Source organism: Stenotrophomonas sp. NLF4-10 (assembly GCF_022359915.1).
Taxonomy (GTDB): domain Bacteria; phylum Pseudomonadota; class Gammaproteobacteria; order Xanthomonadales; family Xanthomonadaceae; genus Stenotrophomonas; species Stenotrophomonas daejeonensis.
In genome coordinates, this window is the sequence record NZ_JAKSEE010000003.1 from 761,031 (window position 1) to 775,238 (window position 14,208).

Consider the following 14,208-nt stretch of genomic DNA (forward strand, 5'->3'; position numbering starts at 1 on the left):
AGTGCCTCAGGTTTCGCGCAACGCGGTGGTGATCGGCAGCCGCGCCGCGCGCAGCGCCGGGAACAGGCCGCCGACCAGGCCGATGCCCAGCGCCCACTTCAGCCCGCTCCACAGCAGCTCCGGCGAGACGTGGAACTTGAACACCACCGCGCTGAAGTTGCTGCCGATGGTGGACACGCTGTAGCCGTTGAACACCAGCCACGCCACCGCGCAGCCGAGCAGGCCGCCGAGCAGCGCCAGCAGCATCGTCTCCAGCATCACCGCGGTGACCACCGGCAGGCCGCGGAAGCCGATCGCGCGCATGGTCGCGATCTCCCGCGCGCGCGTGGCCACCGCCGCGTACATGGTGTTGAGCGCGCCGAACACCGCGCCGATGGCCATGATCGTGCCGATCACCTTGCCGAGGATGCTGATCAGCGTGTTCAGCCCGCCGCCCTGCTTGCGGTAGTAGTCGCGGGTGGTTTCCACGTCCAGCTTCAGCCGCGGGTCGGCGGCCACCGCGGCCTTGAACCGCTCGAAGCCGGGCGCGCCCTCGGTGCGCACGCTGATCGACTGGTAGGCGCCGCGCTGGTAGGTGGTGGCCAGCGTCTGCGCGTCGGTCCACAGCTCCGAATCGTGCGCGTCGCCGGAGGCGAACACGCCCACCACCGCCCAGGTCTGGTTGCCGAGGGTGAGCGTCTTCCCCACCTCCATGTCGCGGAACTGGGTGCGGGCGCCTTCGCCGACCACGATCTCGCGCAGGCCGGGCTTGAACGCGCGGCCCTGCGTGATCCTGACCTTGTCGTGCACCATCCAGGCCATGTCGCCGACGCCGCGGAACTGCGCGTTGACGTCGGTGCCGTCGGACCGGGACACCAGGTTGACCACCTGCGACAGCTCCGGCGACAGCAGCGCGCGGCCCTGCGGGTCGTGCGCCACGCCGGGCAGGGTGCCCAGCAGCGGCACCTGGTCGCGGGTGATGACCGAGTTGGTCTCGGCCTGCGAGCCGCCGCGCAGCACGATGGCGGTGGTGTCATCGCCGGTGCTGTCGAGCGTGGCCTGGAAGCCCTCGCCCATCGCCAGCATCGCCACCAGCACGCCGACCACGCCGGCGATGCCGACCACGATCACCGACGAGGCGCCCCAGCGCTGCGGCAGGCTGGCGATGCCGATGCGGGTGGCAGCCAGCGCCAGCCGGCCGCCGCGGGTGAAGGCCAGCCACAGCGCAACGATGATGGCCACCGCCAGTACGCCGACCCACGGCAGCGCGATCCATGCCCCCAGGCCGATGGCGAGCAGGAGGACCACCAATGCGTTCGAGAAGAATTTCTTCATGGTCGTGTCCTCAGCGTCCGGCCAGTGCATCGACGATCTTCAGGCGCTTGGCGCGCAGCGCCGGCAGCACGCCCACCACCAGGCCGATCAGCACGATCAGGCCCGCACCCATCAACCAGGTCTGCAACGGCACGTGCGGCGGCAGCATGCCCATCGTCTTCGGCGCCATCGCCGGCAGCGCCAGCGCCGCCAGGCCGAGGCCAAGCGCGCCGCCCAGCCCCACCAGCAGCACCGATTCGACCATCACCAGCATCAGCACGGTGCCGTCGCCGAAGCCCAGCGTCTTGAGCGTGGCCAGCTCGGGGATGCGCTCGCGCACCGCCTGCGCCATCGTGTTGCCGGTAAGCAGCAGCAGGGTGAAGAACACCGCGCCCATGATCGAGGTGACGATCATGCCGATGTCGGCGAACTGCTTGATGAAGGCCTGCTGGAACGCCGACTCGGTCTGGCTCTTGGTCTCGTGGTCGGAGTTGGCCGAGATGGCGTCGATCGCCTGCGCCACGCGCGAGGCGTGGTCGGGGTTGTCCAGCGTCACCGTGTACCAGCTGACCTGGTTCTTGATGTAGTCGTTGGATTCGTCGAAGTACTTCCAGTTCATCATCAACTGACGCTCGTCGTTGCTGGCGGTGGCGCTGTTCTTCGAGCGGAAGATGCCGACCAGCTGCAGCGGCCAGTCGTTGCTGCCGCCGCGCGGGAAGATGGTGGCCTGCAGCGGGATGGTGTCGCCGATCTTCCAGCCGAACTGGGTGGCCAGCGACTGGCCGACGATGGCGCCGGTGCGGGTGTTGCGGAACGCCTCCAGCTGTTCCTTCGGCAGCTCGAACTCGCTGTAGACGTCGAAGTAGTTCGGCGCCACCGAGAAGTTGGGGAAGAAGTTCTTCGGGTCCTGGTAGATGCCGCCGAACCACATGCCGTAGGTGACGTCGCGTACGCCCTGCACCTGGCGGATCTGCGGTTCCAGGCGGATCGGCAGCGACTGGGTGATGGACAGGCGCGAGGCGACCACCAGCCGGTTGGCGCCGGCCACGCTGGCGCCGCCGCTGTTGAAGGCCACGCGCACCGAGTCGAGCATGCCGAACAGCAGGAACGCGGTGACCACCGACAGCAGGGTGAACAGGGTGCGCGTGCGGCTGCGGAACAGCTGCGCCCATATCAGCGAGAAATATTTCATGGCGCACCTCCCTGTACGCCACCCTGCGGGCGGCTTCGCCGTGCAAAACACCGGTCGTGTTGTTTTTTCATGGCGCGCTCCTTCAGTGCACCGGGGCGTCGGCCAGCTCGCCCTTGTCCAGATGCACGGTGTGGGTGGCGTACTCGGCGGCCTTGGGGTCGTGGGTGACCATGATGATGGTCTTGCCGTGTTCGCGGTTGAGCAGCTGCAGCAGGCCCAGCACGTCCTCGGCCGACTGGCGGTCGAGGTCGCCGGTGGGTTCGTCGCAGATCAGGAAGGTGGGGTCGGAGACGATGGCGCGGGCGATGGCCACGCGCTGCTGCTGGCCGCCGGACAGCTCGTTGGGCCGGTGGTCGCGGCGCTCGGCCAGGCCCACCAGCGACAGCGCGATCTGCGCGCGGCGCTTGCGGTCGCCGGCCGACAGGCGGGTCAGCAGCAGCGGCAGCTCGACGTTCTTCTGCGCGGTGAGCATCGGCATCAGGTTGTAGAACTGGAACACGAAGCCGACGTGGTGGCTGCGCCAGGTGGAGAGCTGGCCGGCGCCGAGCTGGTCGATGCGCTGGCCCTCGATGGAGATCTCGCCGCCGCTGGGGGTATCCAGCCCGCCGATCAGGTTGAGCAGGGTGGTCTTGCCGGAGCCGGACGGGCCCATCAGCGCGACGAAGTCGCCGCGTTCGATGTCGAGGTCGATGCCGTGCAGTACCTGCACTTTCTCGGGGCCGCGCTGGTAGGTCTTGGTGATGTTGCGGAGGGTGACGAGGGCGGTCATGGATGTTCCTCTGCGATGGATGGGGTGATGAAAGCGCAGCACGTGGAGTCGCGCGGTATTCCTGCTTTCCCCCTCCCCTGCGCATAGGAGGTTGGGGAGGGGGCTTTGGCTGTTGCTTCTGCAATTGCTGTTGCTGTTGCCTTTTGCTTTTGACTTCCCTGCCGTAGAGCGAGCCGAGCACCGCAGCGGGACAGGGGGCGAAGAGGCGCACGTGTCTGAGCGAAGCGAGTTGTGCGCCGTCCCCCTGTCCCGCGAGGAGCGCAGGGGACCGATGCGGCGCAGCCGCATCGGCTCGCGTCCGGCCGTGCTTTCTTTGGGCCACGTTTCTTTGCACGAGCAAAGAAAGGTGGCTCGCTCCTGCGAAGCAGGAGTGAAAGCTCTGCTTTCAGGCTTCTGTTTCCTGCTGCTACCTTTCCTCCTTCGGGAAAACAAGGCAGTGGCAAGGGCAGAGGCTTTCGCTCCCCTGTCGGGGAGCGAGCTACTTTTCTTTGCTCGTGCAAAGAAAAGGTAGCCAAAAGAAGCGCTTTTCAACAGCCGAATGGCTGGTCAAGCACGCCCTGCCTCCGCGCCCAACGCGCTACGCGCGTCGGGTCCACTCCGCCGCCGGGATTTTTCGACACGACGTCCCTGTCGTGTCGAAAAACGACGTGCATCCGTGCACGTCGCCCCTTTCGGGGTCTTGTCCGTCGGCTCCGTCGCTACGGAAGGGAACCCGGTAAAGCAAAATCACAAGCAACAGCAAAATCCGGTTGGTGCGGCGATTCGATTTTTGAAGCCCCTCTCCCTTCGGGAGAGGGGTTGGGGTGAGGGGTGATGGAGTCCCGATGGTTCAGACATCATGGACTCCGCTCGCCCCTCATCCGCCCTTCGGGCACCTTCTCCCGCAGGGAGAAGGGAAGAAGGGCAACGTCATCTGCTCGCATCACCCGCCAGCGCCACCTTGTCGCCATCCTTCAGCGTCGCAGGCGGATCTACCACCACCGTCTGTCCCGCCGACAGTCCCGACAACACCTGCCGGTCCTTGCCCATCTCGATCCCGGTCTTCAGCGCCTGCGCATGCACCGTGTCGTCGCCGCCGACCACGAAGGCCACCGATTCCTGCCCGCGCTGCACGATCGCCGCCGCCGGCACGCGCACGCCCTCGGGCTTCTTCTCGCTGCCGTCGACCGGCTTTTCGAGGAAGCTCACGCGCACGCCCATCTCCGGCACGATGCGCGCATCCTTCGTCTTCAGTGCCACCCGCACCTTCACCGTGGCCTTGCCGCGGTCGGCGGTGGGGATGATGGCGATCACCTCGGCCGGGATCTTCCAGTCCGGGTAGGCGTTGAGCACCGCCTCCACCGGCATCTTCGGCTGCACGCGGCCGATGTAGGCCTCGCCCACCTCGACCTCGATCTCCAGCGAATCCATGTCCACGATGGTGCCGATGCCGGTGCGGGTGAAGCCGCCGCCGGCCGACAACGGCGAGACGATCTCGCCCGGCTGCGCTGCCTTGGCGGTGACCACGCCGGAGAACGGCGCGCGCACCACGTTGTTGTCCACGCCGAGGTCGGCGATGGCCAGCGCGTCCTGCGCCACCTTGGCGTTGTGGCGCGCGGTGGCCAACTGCGCGCGCAGGCTGTCGCGCTGGGCCACGGACTGGTCGTACTGCGAGCGCGACACCAGTTGCCGGCCCACCAGCTGCTGCAGGCGTTGCGCATCGGCTTCGGCCTGGCGCAGCTGCGCCTGCAGGCCATCGACCTGGCTGCGCGCGGCGTCGAGCTGGGCGGCGTTGAGCGCGCGCTGGGCGTTGGCGTCGATCGGGTCGAGCGTGGCCATCACCTGGCCCTCCTCCACGCGCATGCCTTCCTCGATCATCACCTCGCGCACCTTGCCGGTGATCTTGGCCGACACCGTGGCCATGCGCCGCGCCACCACGTAGCCGCTGGCGTCGAGCACCGAGGCGCTGGCGCTGTCCTGGCCGATGGCGACCACCGGTGCGGTCCGCACTTCGATCGGTTTGCCGCGGCCGAAGGCGATGCCGGCCACGACCGCCAGCACCAGTACCAGCAGCAGGCCCAGCACCCACCACAGCCAGCGGCGCGGTGCGGCCGGGCCGGGCGCGGCCGGCGCCGTGCGGTCTATACGCAATTCTTTGAGCAGTTCGGCGGAGTTGTTCATCGGCAACAGGACGGAGGTGGCGGAAAGATGTGACGGAAGGTAACCGAATCCGCGCATCGCCTGAATCGAGCCGTGCCACGGAGCGGCGTCGGCCCGGATGAAACCTCAGGTGACAAAGCCGATGCCCTTTGCGGCAAGGGAAGCGCAAACGACCAGTGCCGCCACCAGCGCCAGCTCAAGGTGAACGATCCTGCGGATGCGATCAATGGTCGTCCGATCAACGTGCTTGTCGCCGTGTCTGGCGCGAAAAAAGTGGATTGTCGGGTAGATGGATGCGATTGCGATTGCCACAAAAAGTCCCAGCTTGATGAGGAAGGGCAGGGAGTGCGAGTAATAGGCCCAGCCCTTCTCGAAGTTGATGGCCCGGTACAGGCCGACCGCGACCAGCAGCCCGGCGCTCAGCCCGTAAAGGGCGTCGATTTTCGCCAGGGCCGGGAATGGAACGCGCTCGGGCGGTGCCTTGAGAAGCGCGAGTTCAACCGCGAGACAGGCAACAAGCATGAAAGCAAGCAGGAAGTGCAGGGCGGCTGTCGCAGCGGTCATGGAACCATCCTGTTTCATTCGACGCGGCGGGACAGCCGACGGGGACGGATTCTAGGCGGCGGCCCATCGCCATGCAGGTGACGGGTGTCACCCGCTTTGCTTGACCGCATGCACTGCCGGCAGGGGACGCGCGAGCCTACCTTGGCGCCGTTTCCCGGATGACAGGTGATGCGGATGAACGAGGTGGTAGCCAGCCTGCATGGCGTGCACAAGCGTTATGGCGCGCAGCATGCATTGACCGGCGTGGACATGGAGCTGTATGCAGGGCAGGTGCTGGCGCTGCTCGGCCCGAACGGTGCCGGCAAGACCACCACCATCGGCCTGCTGCTGGGGCTGTTGCGCGCCGACGCCGGGCAGGTGCGCCTGTTCGGGCGCGACCCGCAGCAGGTGGCCGCGCGGCGCGGCATCGGCGTGATGCTGCAGGACGCGGCGCTGCCACCGACCTTGAAGGCGGGCGAACTGCTGCGGCTGGCCGCCAGCTATTACCCGGCACCGCGGCCGCTGGCCGAAAGCGCGGCGCTGGCCGGCATCGACGACCTGCTCGACCGCCCCTACGGAAAATTGTCCGGCGGACAGCAGCGGCGCGTGCAGTTCGCCATCGCCATATGCGGGCGGCCACGGCTGCTGTTCCTCGACGAGCCCACCGTCGGCCTCGACCTGCCGGCGCGGCAGCGGCTGTGGGCGGCGATCCGCACGCTGGCCGGCGAAGGCGCGGCGGTGGTGCTGACCACGCACTACCTGGAAGAGGCCGGGCACCTGGCCGACCGCGTCTGCGTGCTGCTGCGCGGGCGCATCGTCAGCGACGGCAGCGTCGATGCGCTGCGCGCGCGGGTCGCCACGCGCAGCATCCGCTGCGTTTCCACGCTGGATGCGGAAACCGTCGCCGCCTGGCCCGGCGTGCGCCAGGCGCGGCGCGAAGGCATGCAGCTGCATGTGTCCTGCGACCAGGTGGAAGCGGTGGTGCGGCGCCTGCTAGACGCCGACCCGGCGCTGTCGGCGCTGGAAGTGCAGGCCGCCGGCCTGGACGAAGCGTTCCGCGACCTGACCGGCGACGGCACCCCTTCCCCGGACCTGCGCGAGGCCGCCTGATGGACACCCTGCATCCCCCCGTTCCAGCCGCCATGCCGCGCGCCCGCGTGCTGGCCGCCTACCTGCAGGAAACCCGCGCCGAGTGCCTGCGCTACCTGCGCAGCCCGTCGTTCGTGCTGCCCACGCTGCTGTTCCCGGCGGTGTTCTTCCTGATGTTCGGCGTGGTGCTGGGCGCCCGCAATTCGCCGGAGGCGCCGCGCTTCCTGCTGGCCTCCTACGCCACCTTCGGGGTGATGGCGCCGGGCCTGTTCGGCTTCGGCATGTCGCTGGCGCTGGAGCGCGACAACGGCCTGCTCACCCTCAAGCGCGCCCTGCCGATGCCGCCGGCCGCCTACCTGGCCGGCAAGACGGCGATGGCGACGTTGATGGCCGCCTTGATCACCGTGCTGCTGCAGGCCCTGGCGATCAACCTTGCGCACGTGCAGCTGCAGGTGCCGCAGATGCTGCATCTGGCACTGGTGTGCATTGCCGGCAGCATGCCGTTCTGCGCGCTGGGCCTGCTGCTGGGCACGCTGGTAAAAGGACATGGCGCGCCGGCGCTGGTCAACCTGCTGTACCTGCCGATGGCGTTCCTGTCCGGGCTGTGGTTCCCGTTGTCGATGCTGCCGGCAGCGGTGCGCGGGCTGGCGCCGCTGTGGCCCAGCTACCACCTCAATGCGCTGGCGCAGGCGGCGGTCGGGTTCGACGACGGCCGGGCGGGGCTGCACGTGCTGTGGCTGGCGGCGTTCACCGCGGTGGTCTTCGCCATCGCCGCGTGGCGCCTGCGCCGGCATGGCTGATGGCATCATGCCGGCACACGCAACCGGAACCCGCCCGTGAGCCACCGTCACCTTCCTTCGTGGCTGAAGCCCGCCCCCGATTCGGTGGTGGCCGACAACCTCAAGCTCGGCAAGTGGCCGTGGCTGGATGCGGTGCACCTGTTGTGGAGCGTGTGGGTGTTCGTCACCCCGGTGTTCAGTGGTGGCTTCACCCTGCGCTGGACGCTGATCACGCTGTGGTCGTACCCGCTGTTCCTGCTGCTTTATGCGTTGACCCTGCTGGCGTCGCGGCGCACCGCGCCGCTGTTCGCGCTGGGAATGATCGTGCTGACGTTCGCGCTGCTGCCGGTCTATCCCTCCGGCATCAGCTATTTCATCTTCGGCTGCGTGATGCTGCGTACCGGCTGCTCGCGCAGCACCACGCGTTACCTGCTGGAGCTGGTGGCACTCAATATCGTGTTCATGGCGCAGGCAATGTGGATCGGCTATCCGTGGCAGAGCATTGCCTCGGTGCCGGTGCTCTCCATCATCATCGGCCTGATCGTCAACGTCGAGCGCGCCAGCAGCGAGAAGGACGCCGCGCTGCGCCTGTCGCACGAGGAGGTGCGGCGGCTGGCCGCCACCGCCGAGCGCGAGCGCATCGGCCGCGACCTGCACGACCTGCTCGGCCACACCCTGTCGCTGATCACCCTGAAGCTGGAGCTGTCGCGCAAGCTGCTCGAGCGCGACCCGGCGCGCTCGCAGGGCGAACTGGCCGAGGCCGAGCAGATCGCCCGCGACGCGCTGGCGCAGGTGCGCAGCGCGGTCACCGGCTTCCGCGCCGCCGACATGGCCGCCGAACTGGCCTCGGCGCACCTGCTGCTGGAATCCTCGCGCGTGCACCTGCGCCACGCGCCGCCGCCGCCGATGCCGGGCTGGATCGAATGCGGGCTGGCGATGGTGCTGCGCGAGGCGGTGACCAACATCGCCCGCCACGCGCAGGCCGGCGAGGCGACGATCGTGCTGCGCATCGAGGGCGATGCGGTGCTGCTGGAAGTGGCCGACGACGGCCGCGGCGGCGTGTCGGCCAATGGCAACGGCCTGGCCGGCATGCGCGAACGGGTGGCGGCGCTGGGCGGTACCCTGCACATCGATTCGCCACGTGGCGCCGGCACGCGCCTGAGCGTGCGGGTACCGCTGGGGCAGGGTGATGCAGCGCCGGCACGACGCGAACGGATTGCCGGCCAGCACGCATCGGCGGAGGCGCGCGCATGATCCGCATCCTGCTCGCCGAGGACCAGGCGATGGTGCGCGGCGCGTTGTCGGCGCTGCTGAACCTGGAAACCGACATCGAGGTGATCGGCACCGCCGCCGACGGCGAAAGCGCATGGCGCGAACTGCAGCGGCTGCAGCCGGACATCCTCGTCACCGACATCGAGATGCCCGGCCTGACCGGGCTGGAACTGGCCCAGCGCGTGCAGCGCCACGGCCTGCCGTCGAAGGTGGTGATCGTCACCACCTTCGCCCGCAGCGGCTTCCTGCGCCGCGCGCTGGACGCGGGCGTGCAGGGCTACCTGCTCAAGGACGCCCCCGCGGAGAAGCTGGCCGAGGCCCTGCGGCAGGTGCACCGCGGCGGCCGCGCCATCGACCCGCAGCTGGCGGTGGAAGCGTGGTCGGAGGCCGACCCGCTCAACGACCGCGAGCGGCAGGTGCTGCGGCTGGCCGGCGAGGGTCGTTCGGCCAACGAGATTGCCGAACAACTGGGTCTGTCGCACGGCACCGTGCGCAACTACCTGTCCGAGTGCATCGGCAAGCTCGGCGTGGCCAACCGCATCGAGGCGCACCGGCTGGCGCGGCAGAAGGGCTGGCTGTAACCCTGCAAGAGCACACCCGGGTGTGCGACGGGGCCGGTGGTTTCCTCACCCCGCGCCGGGGATTGGACAGGTATGAGACGGCAGTCGCAAAATGGCCGCATGCGGCTGCAGACACGCTGTGGGATGCCGCTTGCTTCGTCATGTATGGTTGAACCCATCCATTGCCAGCTTTTTCATGCCACGACTGAAATTAGCCAATCGTCTCGGTTTGCCGGCGGCCGCTCTGGTCTTTGCCGCCGTCGGCGTGGGCGTGTTGCTGGGCGCGCAGCGTTTCATTGCCGACGCCGCACAGGTAAGCCATACCAACGAAGTGATTGCCGGGGTGGGTGCGGTCGAGGCGCGCCTGCGTGACGCCGAAGCCGCGCACCGGGGTTACTTGCTGACCGGCAATGTCGATTTGTTGGCGCAACACCAGGTCAGCCGCGCACAGGTAGAACCGCAGTTGGAGCGCTTGGTACTGCTGGTGCAGGACAACCCGCAGCAGGCTGCACGGGTGAAAGCAATGGCGGCCATGGCCACGCAGCGTCTGGCACAAATGCAGGAGAACCAGCGCCGTTACCAGCGGCAGGGGTTTGCGGCGGCGCAGGCGGCGGCCAACGAGACCAGCATCCTTACCTCCAGTCGCATTGGTGAAAGCGCCCGGCAATTGGTCGAGGAAGAGCGCCGCCTGCTGGCCGAACGCGACCGCAGCAGCCGGCGCAGCGCCAACATCCTGCGCGCGCTGGCCTTGCTCGGCATTCCGCTGGGGCTGGCATTGGTGGCGTATGTGTACTGGATGCTGCTGCACGAAGTCCGCCGCCGTGGTCGTGCCGAGCGCGACGGCCACGAGACCAACCTGCGCCTGCGCCAGACCGTGACGCAGTTGGAGCGCCACAGTGCCGACCTGGCCGAACTGACCCGCTACGGCAGCCTGTTGCAGAACTGCCTGAGCCCGGCCGAAGCCTTGACCTTGGCCGCGCAAACCCTGTCGCGGCTGATGCCGGACACCGGCGGCAGCCTGTACCGGATACGCGCGTCGAACGACTACGCCGAGGCCGTGGCGCATTGGGGCGAGCACGCCGCCAGCAGCGCCGAAATGTTGCCGCCGGAGCAGTGCTGGGCACTGCGCCGTGGCCAGCCGCATGTGTTGCAGCCCTCGGTGCAGGGCCTGCGTTGCGAGCACATCCAGCTACCAGAGGACGGAGCCGCGTTCAGCAGCGCCTGCCTGCCGCTGGTCGCGCAGGGTGTCCAGCTGGGCTTCGTCTATGTTTCCTCGCCGCTTCCTGCGTTCCTGTCGCAGCTGGACATGGTGCAGGCCGTGGCCGAGCAGTTGTCGATGGCCTTGCACAATCTTGCCTTGCAGGATCGCCTGCGCATCCAATCCATCCGCGACCCGCTCACCGGCCTGTTCAACCGCCGCTATCTGGAAGAGTCGCTGGTGCGCGAACTGGCCAGCTGCGAGCGTCGCGGCCTGCCTCTGAGCGTGATGATGCTCGACCTGGACCACTTCAAGGCGTTCAACGACCTGCACGGCCATGCCGGCGGCGATGCCTTGCTGGCCGAGTTCGGCCAGTTGCTGCGCACCCATGCCCGTGCCGAAGACACCGCCTGCCGCTACGGTGGTGAGGAGTTCACCCTGATCCTGCCGGAAGCCGGGCGCGAGGCGGCGCTGGAGTGCGCGGCACGGTTGGGCGAGAAAGTGCGGCACCTGCACGTCCACCACTTGGGCAAGGAGTTGCCGGCGGTGACCGTTTCAGTCGGCATTGCCCTGTACCGCCGTGGCGCGGATGACCCCGAGCATCTGCTGCGGCGTGCCGACGAGGCGTTGTACCGCGCCAAGCGCGAAGGCCGTGATCGTGCGGTGTGTGCCGATTGAGGTCTGCTGCGACGTGATGCCCATGCCAAGCCCCGTCTGTGCGGGGCTTTTTCATGAGGCACATCCATGTGCCTCACCCTTCGGGCGGCGGTGCCGTGAAAAACGGCTGTCCTGCCGTTTTTTCATGAGGCACCACCTCCATGTGCCTCACCCTTCGGACGGTGTTGCCGTGAAGACGGTGGTCCTGCCGTCTTTCATGTGAGGCTCTGGCGCCGCACCTACGGCGCAGTGTTTTTCCGGCGTTTGCGGCTGGGTTTGGCAGGCTTTGGCGGCGGCATCAGCTCGGCGGTGCGCAGGACGAGTTCGCGCAGCGCATCGCTGTCGTCCAGCAATTCATCGGCCACCGGGTAGTCCTTCGCGCCGGGGTAGGGCGGTCGCTGCGGCAGCAGCGGAGCCAGTTCGACGGCGGCAGCGGAGGGCTTGATGAACAAGCTGTTGTCGCAGGCGAAGGCCACCACCTTGTCGTCGATGTAAAGCGCGTACTCGCCGAACATCTTGCGCTGGGTGAATCGTGCGCCGGGCGCGAGCTGCTCGGCGACGTAGTCCACGAAATCGCGCTGGGTGGCCATTGCCGGCTCAACCGCCGTAGCGGTTTTTCAGCATTGCCCACGCCGAGCGCAGCGCCAGTGCTTCGCCACCGGCGGGGCGGCCCGGGCGGTCGCTGTCGTTCCACGCATACACGTCCAGGTGCGCCCACTTCTGGCCTTCGTCGACGAAGCGCTCCAGGTACAGCGCGGCGGTGACGCTGCCGGCCATGCGCGAGCCGGCGTTGGCCAGGTCGGCGATGCCGCTGTGCAGGTAGCGCAGGTACGGCCGCCACAGCGGCATGCGCCACACCGGGTCACGGGTGGCGTCGCCGGCGTCCAGCCACTGCCGGGCCAGCGTGTCGTCGTTGGCGAACAGGGCCGGCAGGTCCGGGCCCAGGGCGATGCGCGCCGCGCCGGTGAGGGTGGCGAAGTCGAGCAGGGTGTCCGGCTTGTCCTCGCAGGCGTAGGCCAGCGCGTCGCACAGGATCAGGCGGCCCTCGGCATCGGTGTTGTCGATCTCCACGGTGATGCCCTTGCGGGTGGTGATGACCTCGCCGGGGCGGAAGGCTTCCGGGCCGATGGAATTTTCCACCGCCGGTACCACCAGTGTCAGCCGCACCGGCAGCTGCCGCGCCATCACCAGCCCGGCCAGCGCCAGCGCATGCGCGGCGCCGCCCATGTCCTTCTTCATGTTGCGCATGCCGTCGGCCGACTTGACGTCCAGCCCGCCGGTATCGAAGCACACGCCCTTGCCGACCAGCGCCAGGTGCGGTGCGTCGGGCTGGCCCCAGCGCAGCACGATCAGCCGCGGCGCGCGGTGCGAGGCGCGGCCGACGGCGTGGATGGTGGGGAAGTTCTGCTCCAGCAGTTCGTCGCCGACGATGGCCTCCAGCTCGGCGCCGTGCGCCTGCGCCAGTTCGCGCGCGGCGTCCTCCAGCTGCTGCGGGCCCATGTCCTCGGTGGGCGTGTTGACCCAGTCGCGCACGCGCAGGCAGGCGGCGAGCACGTCGCGCACCTCTGCCGCCGGGGTGGCGACCAGCTGCGCCGGCAGCCGCGCCGGCTTGCGGTAACGGCTGAAGCGGTAGCTGCCCAGGCCCCAGCCCAGTTGCAGGTTGGCGACGTCGGCGTCGGCCAGTTCGCTGGCCAGTTGCCAGCGGCTGCCGGCCGGCAGCGCGAACGGTGCATGCGCATAGGCATAGGCGTCGGCGCGGTCGCCCACGCCCAGCACGGCGCCGGCGACGCCGTCGTCGCCCGGCAGCAGCACCGCGGTGCCCGCCGCCGCGGTGAACTGCTGGTGCTGCAGCCACGCCTGCACGCCGGCCGGTTGCCGTGCGTTCCATGCGGCGAAGCCGTCGCGGTCGAGCACGTGCAGCGGCAGCGCGTGGGTGGAGTCGGTGGTGAAGCCGTTGAGGATGGTCATGTCGTTTCTCGTGGTGCAGCCGGGCGGGGATCAGTGCGGGTGCACGGTGGCGTTGGCGTCGAGCCAGTCGGCCAGCCCGGTGAGGGTGTCGAACTGCAGGTCCGGTTGCAGCCCGGTGTGGGTCCAGGGGTGGGATTCGCGGTTGATCCAGCAGCCGCGCAGGCCGGCGCGGATTGCCCCGGCCACGTCCATCTCGGCATGGTCGCCCACGTGCATCACCTGCGCATGGGCCACGCCCAGCCGCGCGCAGGCGGCGTGGAAGATGCCGGGATCGGGCTTGGCGGCGCCGTGTTCGCGCGCGCCCAGCTGGAAGGCGAACAGTTCGCCGATGCCGATGCGGGCCAGGTCGGCGTTGCCGTTGCTGAGCGCGGCCACCGGCACCCGCGCGGCGATGCGGCGCAGCGCGGCCAGGGCGTCGGGGTAGAACTCCACCTGGTTGCGCGCGGCGTAGAACGCATCGAACGCCGGCTCCAGCAGGTCCAGGCTGGCGCCGCTGCGCTCCAGCGCCTCGCGCAGGGACAGGCGGCGCAGTTCGCTCAGGTCGTGGTGCAGCTGCGGGTTGTCGGCCCAGGTGCGCACGCGCAGCTCGCGCATGGCCTCCACCGGGTACATCGCGGCGGTGGCCGGGCTGTGCGCGCGCAGCCAGTCGTGCAGCACCTGGTCGAGGCGGGCGCCGATGGGCGCGAACGGCCAGAGCGTGTCGTCCAGATCGAGGGTGATGGCTAGGACTGGGAAGTTCACCCGGCCAT

At 68.7% G+C, this 14,208-nt stretch carries 13 protein-coding genes; 5 read left to right on the top strand and 8 right to left on the bottom strand.

Translation table 11 applies throughout. The features are described from left to right. Positions 1 to 6 precede the first annotated feature (6 nt). From MIC98_RS03660 to MIC98_RS03680, 5 genes are all read right to left on the bottom strand, one after another. Positions 7 to 1,314, bottom strand: coding sequence for an ABC transporter permease (locus MIC98_RS03660; RefSeq protein ID WP_239735670.1), 1,308 nt, complete (start codon positions 1,312 to 1,314; stop codon positions 7 to 9). Between the two features lie 10 nt (positions 1,315 to 1,324). Continuing rightward, entirely contained in the window at positions 1,325 to 2,485 is a 1,161-nt protein-coding gene (locus MIC98_RS03665) for an FtsX-like permease family protein (RefSeq protein ID WP_057639799.1), read from the bottom strand. A gap of 82 nt (positions 2,486 to 2,567) precedes the next feature. Beyond that, positions 2,568 to 3,254 (bottom strand): ABC transporter ATP-binding protein, encoded by a 687-nt coding sequence (locus MIC98_RS03670; RefSeq protein WP_239735673.1) that lies wholly within the window; start codon positions 3,252 to 3,254, stop codon positions 2,568 to 2,570. 909 nt (positions 3,255 to 4,163) lie between these two features. Continuing rightward, on the bottom strand, positions 4,164 to 5,414 hold the full coding sequence (locus MIC98_RS03675; RefSeq protein WP_239735675.1) for an efflux RND transporter periplasmic adaptor subunit: 1,251 nt from the start codon (positions 5,412 to 5,414) through the stop codon (positions 4,164 to 4,166). A gap of 105 nt (positions 5,415 to 5,519) precedes the next feature. Next, positions 5,520 to 5,957, bottom strand: coding sequence for a DUF2214 family protein (locus tag MIC98_RS03680; RefSeq protein WP_161808884.1), 438 nt, complete (start codon positions 5,955 to 5,957; stop codon positions 5,520 to 5,522). Between the two features lie 168 nt (positions 5,958 to 6,125). Here MIC98_RS03680 and MIC98_RS03685 point away from each other — a divergent pair, with 168 nt between their 5' ends. The 5 genes from MIC98_RS03685 to MIC98_RS03705 all read left to right on the top strand — a co-directional run bounded on the left by MIC98_RS03685 (position 6,126) and on the right by MIC98_RS03705 (position 11,512). Beyond that, positions 6,126 to 7,046 (top strand): ABC transporter ATP-binding protein, encoded by a 921-nt coding sequence (locus MIC98_RS03685; protein ID WP_239735677.1) that lies wholly within the window; start codon positions 6,126 to 6,128, stop codon positions 7,044 to 7,046. Further along, the gene (locus MIC98_RS03690) at positions 7,046 to 7,825 is read left to right on the top strand and encodes an ABC transporter permease (RefSeq protein ID WP_239735679.1); all 780 of its coding nucleotides are present in this window, start codon (positions 7,046 to 7,048) and stop codon (positions 7,823 to 7,825) included. The genes MIC98_RS03685 and MIC98_RS03690 overlap by 1 nt, the downstream gene beginning before the upstream one ends. A 36-nt stretch (positions 7,826 to 7,861) precedes the next feature. Beyond that, positions 7,862 to 9,058, top strand: a complete 1,197-nt coding sequence (locus MIC98_RS03695; protein ID WP_239735681.1) for a sensor histidine kinase — start codon at positions 7,862 to 7,864, stop codon at positions 9,056 to 9,058. Next, the gene (locus MIC98_RS03700) at positions 9,055 to 9,657 is read left to right on the top strand and encodes a response regulator transcription factor (protein ID WP_239735683.1); all 603 of its coding nucleotides are present in this window, start codon (positions 9,055 to 9,057) and stop codon (positions 9,655 to 9,657) included. The genes MIC98_RS03695 and MIC98_RS03700 overlap by 4 nt, the downstream gene beginning before the upstream one ends. A gap of 175 nt (positions 9,658 to 9,832) precedes the next feature. Continuing rightward, a complete protein-coding gene (locus MIC98_RS03705) occupies positions 9,833 to 11,512 on the top strand; it encodes a diguanylate cyclase (protein WP_239735685.1) in 1,680 nt (559 codons plus the stop codon). A gap of 218 nt (positions 11,513 to 11,730) precedes the next feature. On the opposite strand, the gene MIC98_RS03710 is transcribed toward MIC98_RS03705, so the two are convergent. The 3 genes from MIC98_RS03710 to MIC98_RS03720 are packed head-to-tail and all read right to left on the bottom strand — an operon-like array spanning position 11,731 to position 14,200. Further along, positions 11,731 to 12,081: a TfoX/Sxy family protein gene (locus MIC98_RS03710; protein ID WP_239735688.1), complete on the bottom strand. Its 351-nt coding sequence runs from the start codon at positions 12,079 to 12,081 to the stop codon at positions 11,731 to 11,733. A 7-nt stretch (positions 12,082 to 12,088) separates the two neighbouring features. Continuing rightward, positions 12,089 to 13,459: a M17 family metallopeptidase gene (locus tag MIC98_RS03715; RefSeq protein WP_239735691.1), complete on the bottom strand. Its 1,371-nt coding sequence runs from the start codon at positions 13,457 to 13,459 to the stop codon at positions 12,089 to 12,091. Positions 13,460 to 13,489: 30 nt separating this feature from the next. After that, positions 13,490 to 14,200 carry an HAD-IA family hydrolase gene (locus MIC98_RS03720; RefSeq protein WP_239735693.1) on the bottom strand — a complete coding sequence of 237 codons (711 nt, stop codon included), beginning with the start codon at positions 14,198 to 14,200 and terminating at the stop codon, positions 13,490 to 13,492. Positions 14,201 to 14,208 lie beyond the last annotated feature (8 nt).

What these genes read in the sequence shown, in the direction of transcription:
- MIC98_RS03660 (WP_239735670.1), bottom strand. Translation starts at nt 1,314, where the DNA reads ATGAAGAAATTCTTCTCGAACGCATTGGTGGTCCTCCTGCTCGCCATC.
- MIC98_RS03665 (WP_057639799.1), bottom strand. Translation starts at nt 2,485, where the DNA reads ATGAAATATTTCTCGCTGATATGGGCGCAGCTGTTCCGCAGCCGCACG.
- MIC98_RS03670 (WP_239735673.1), bottom strand. Translation starts at nt 3,254, where the DNA reads ATGACCGCCCTCGTCACCCTCCGCAACATCACCAAGACCTACCAGCGC.
- MIC98_RS03675 (WP_239735675.1), bottom strand. Translation starts at nt 5,414, where the DNA reads ATGAACAACTCCGCCGAACTGCTCAAAGAATTGCGTATAGACCGCACG.
- MIC98_RS03680 (WP_161808884.1), bottom strand. Translation starts at nt 5,957, where the DNA reads ATGACCGCTGCGACAGCCGCCCTGCACTTCCTGCTTGCTTTCATGCTT.
- MIC98_RS03685 (WP_239735677.1), top strand. Translation starts at nt 6,126, where the DNA reads ATGCGGATGAACGAGGTGGTAGCCAGCCTGCATGGCGTGCACAAGCGT.
- MIC98_RS03690 (WP_239735679.1), top strand. Translation starts at nt 7,046, where the DNA reads ATGGACACCCTGCATCCCCCCGTTCCAGCCGCCATGCCGCGCGCCCGC.
- MIC98_RS03700 (WP_239735683.1), top strand. Translation starts at nt 9,055, where the DNA reads ATGATCCGCATCCTGCTCGCCGAGGACCAGGCGATGGTGCGCGGCGCG.
- MIC98_RS03705 (WP_239735685.1), top strand. Translation starts at nt 9,833, where the DNA reads ATGCCACGACTGAAATTAGCCAATCGTCTCGGTTTGCCGGCGGCCGCT.
- MIC98_RS03710 (WP_239735688.1), bottom strand. Translation starts at nt 12,081, where the DNA reads ATGGCCACCCAGCGCGATTTCGTGGACTACGTCGCCGAGCAGCTCGCG.
- MIC98_RS03715 (WP_239735691.1), bottom strand. Translation starts at nt 13,459, where the DNA reads ATGACCATCCTCAACGGCTTCACCACCGACTCCACCCACGCGCTGCCG.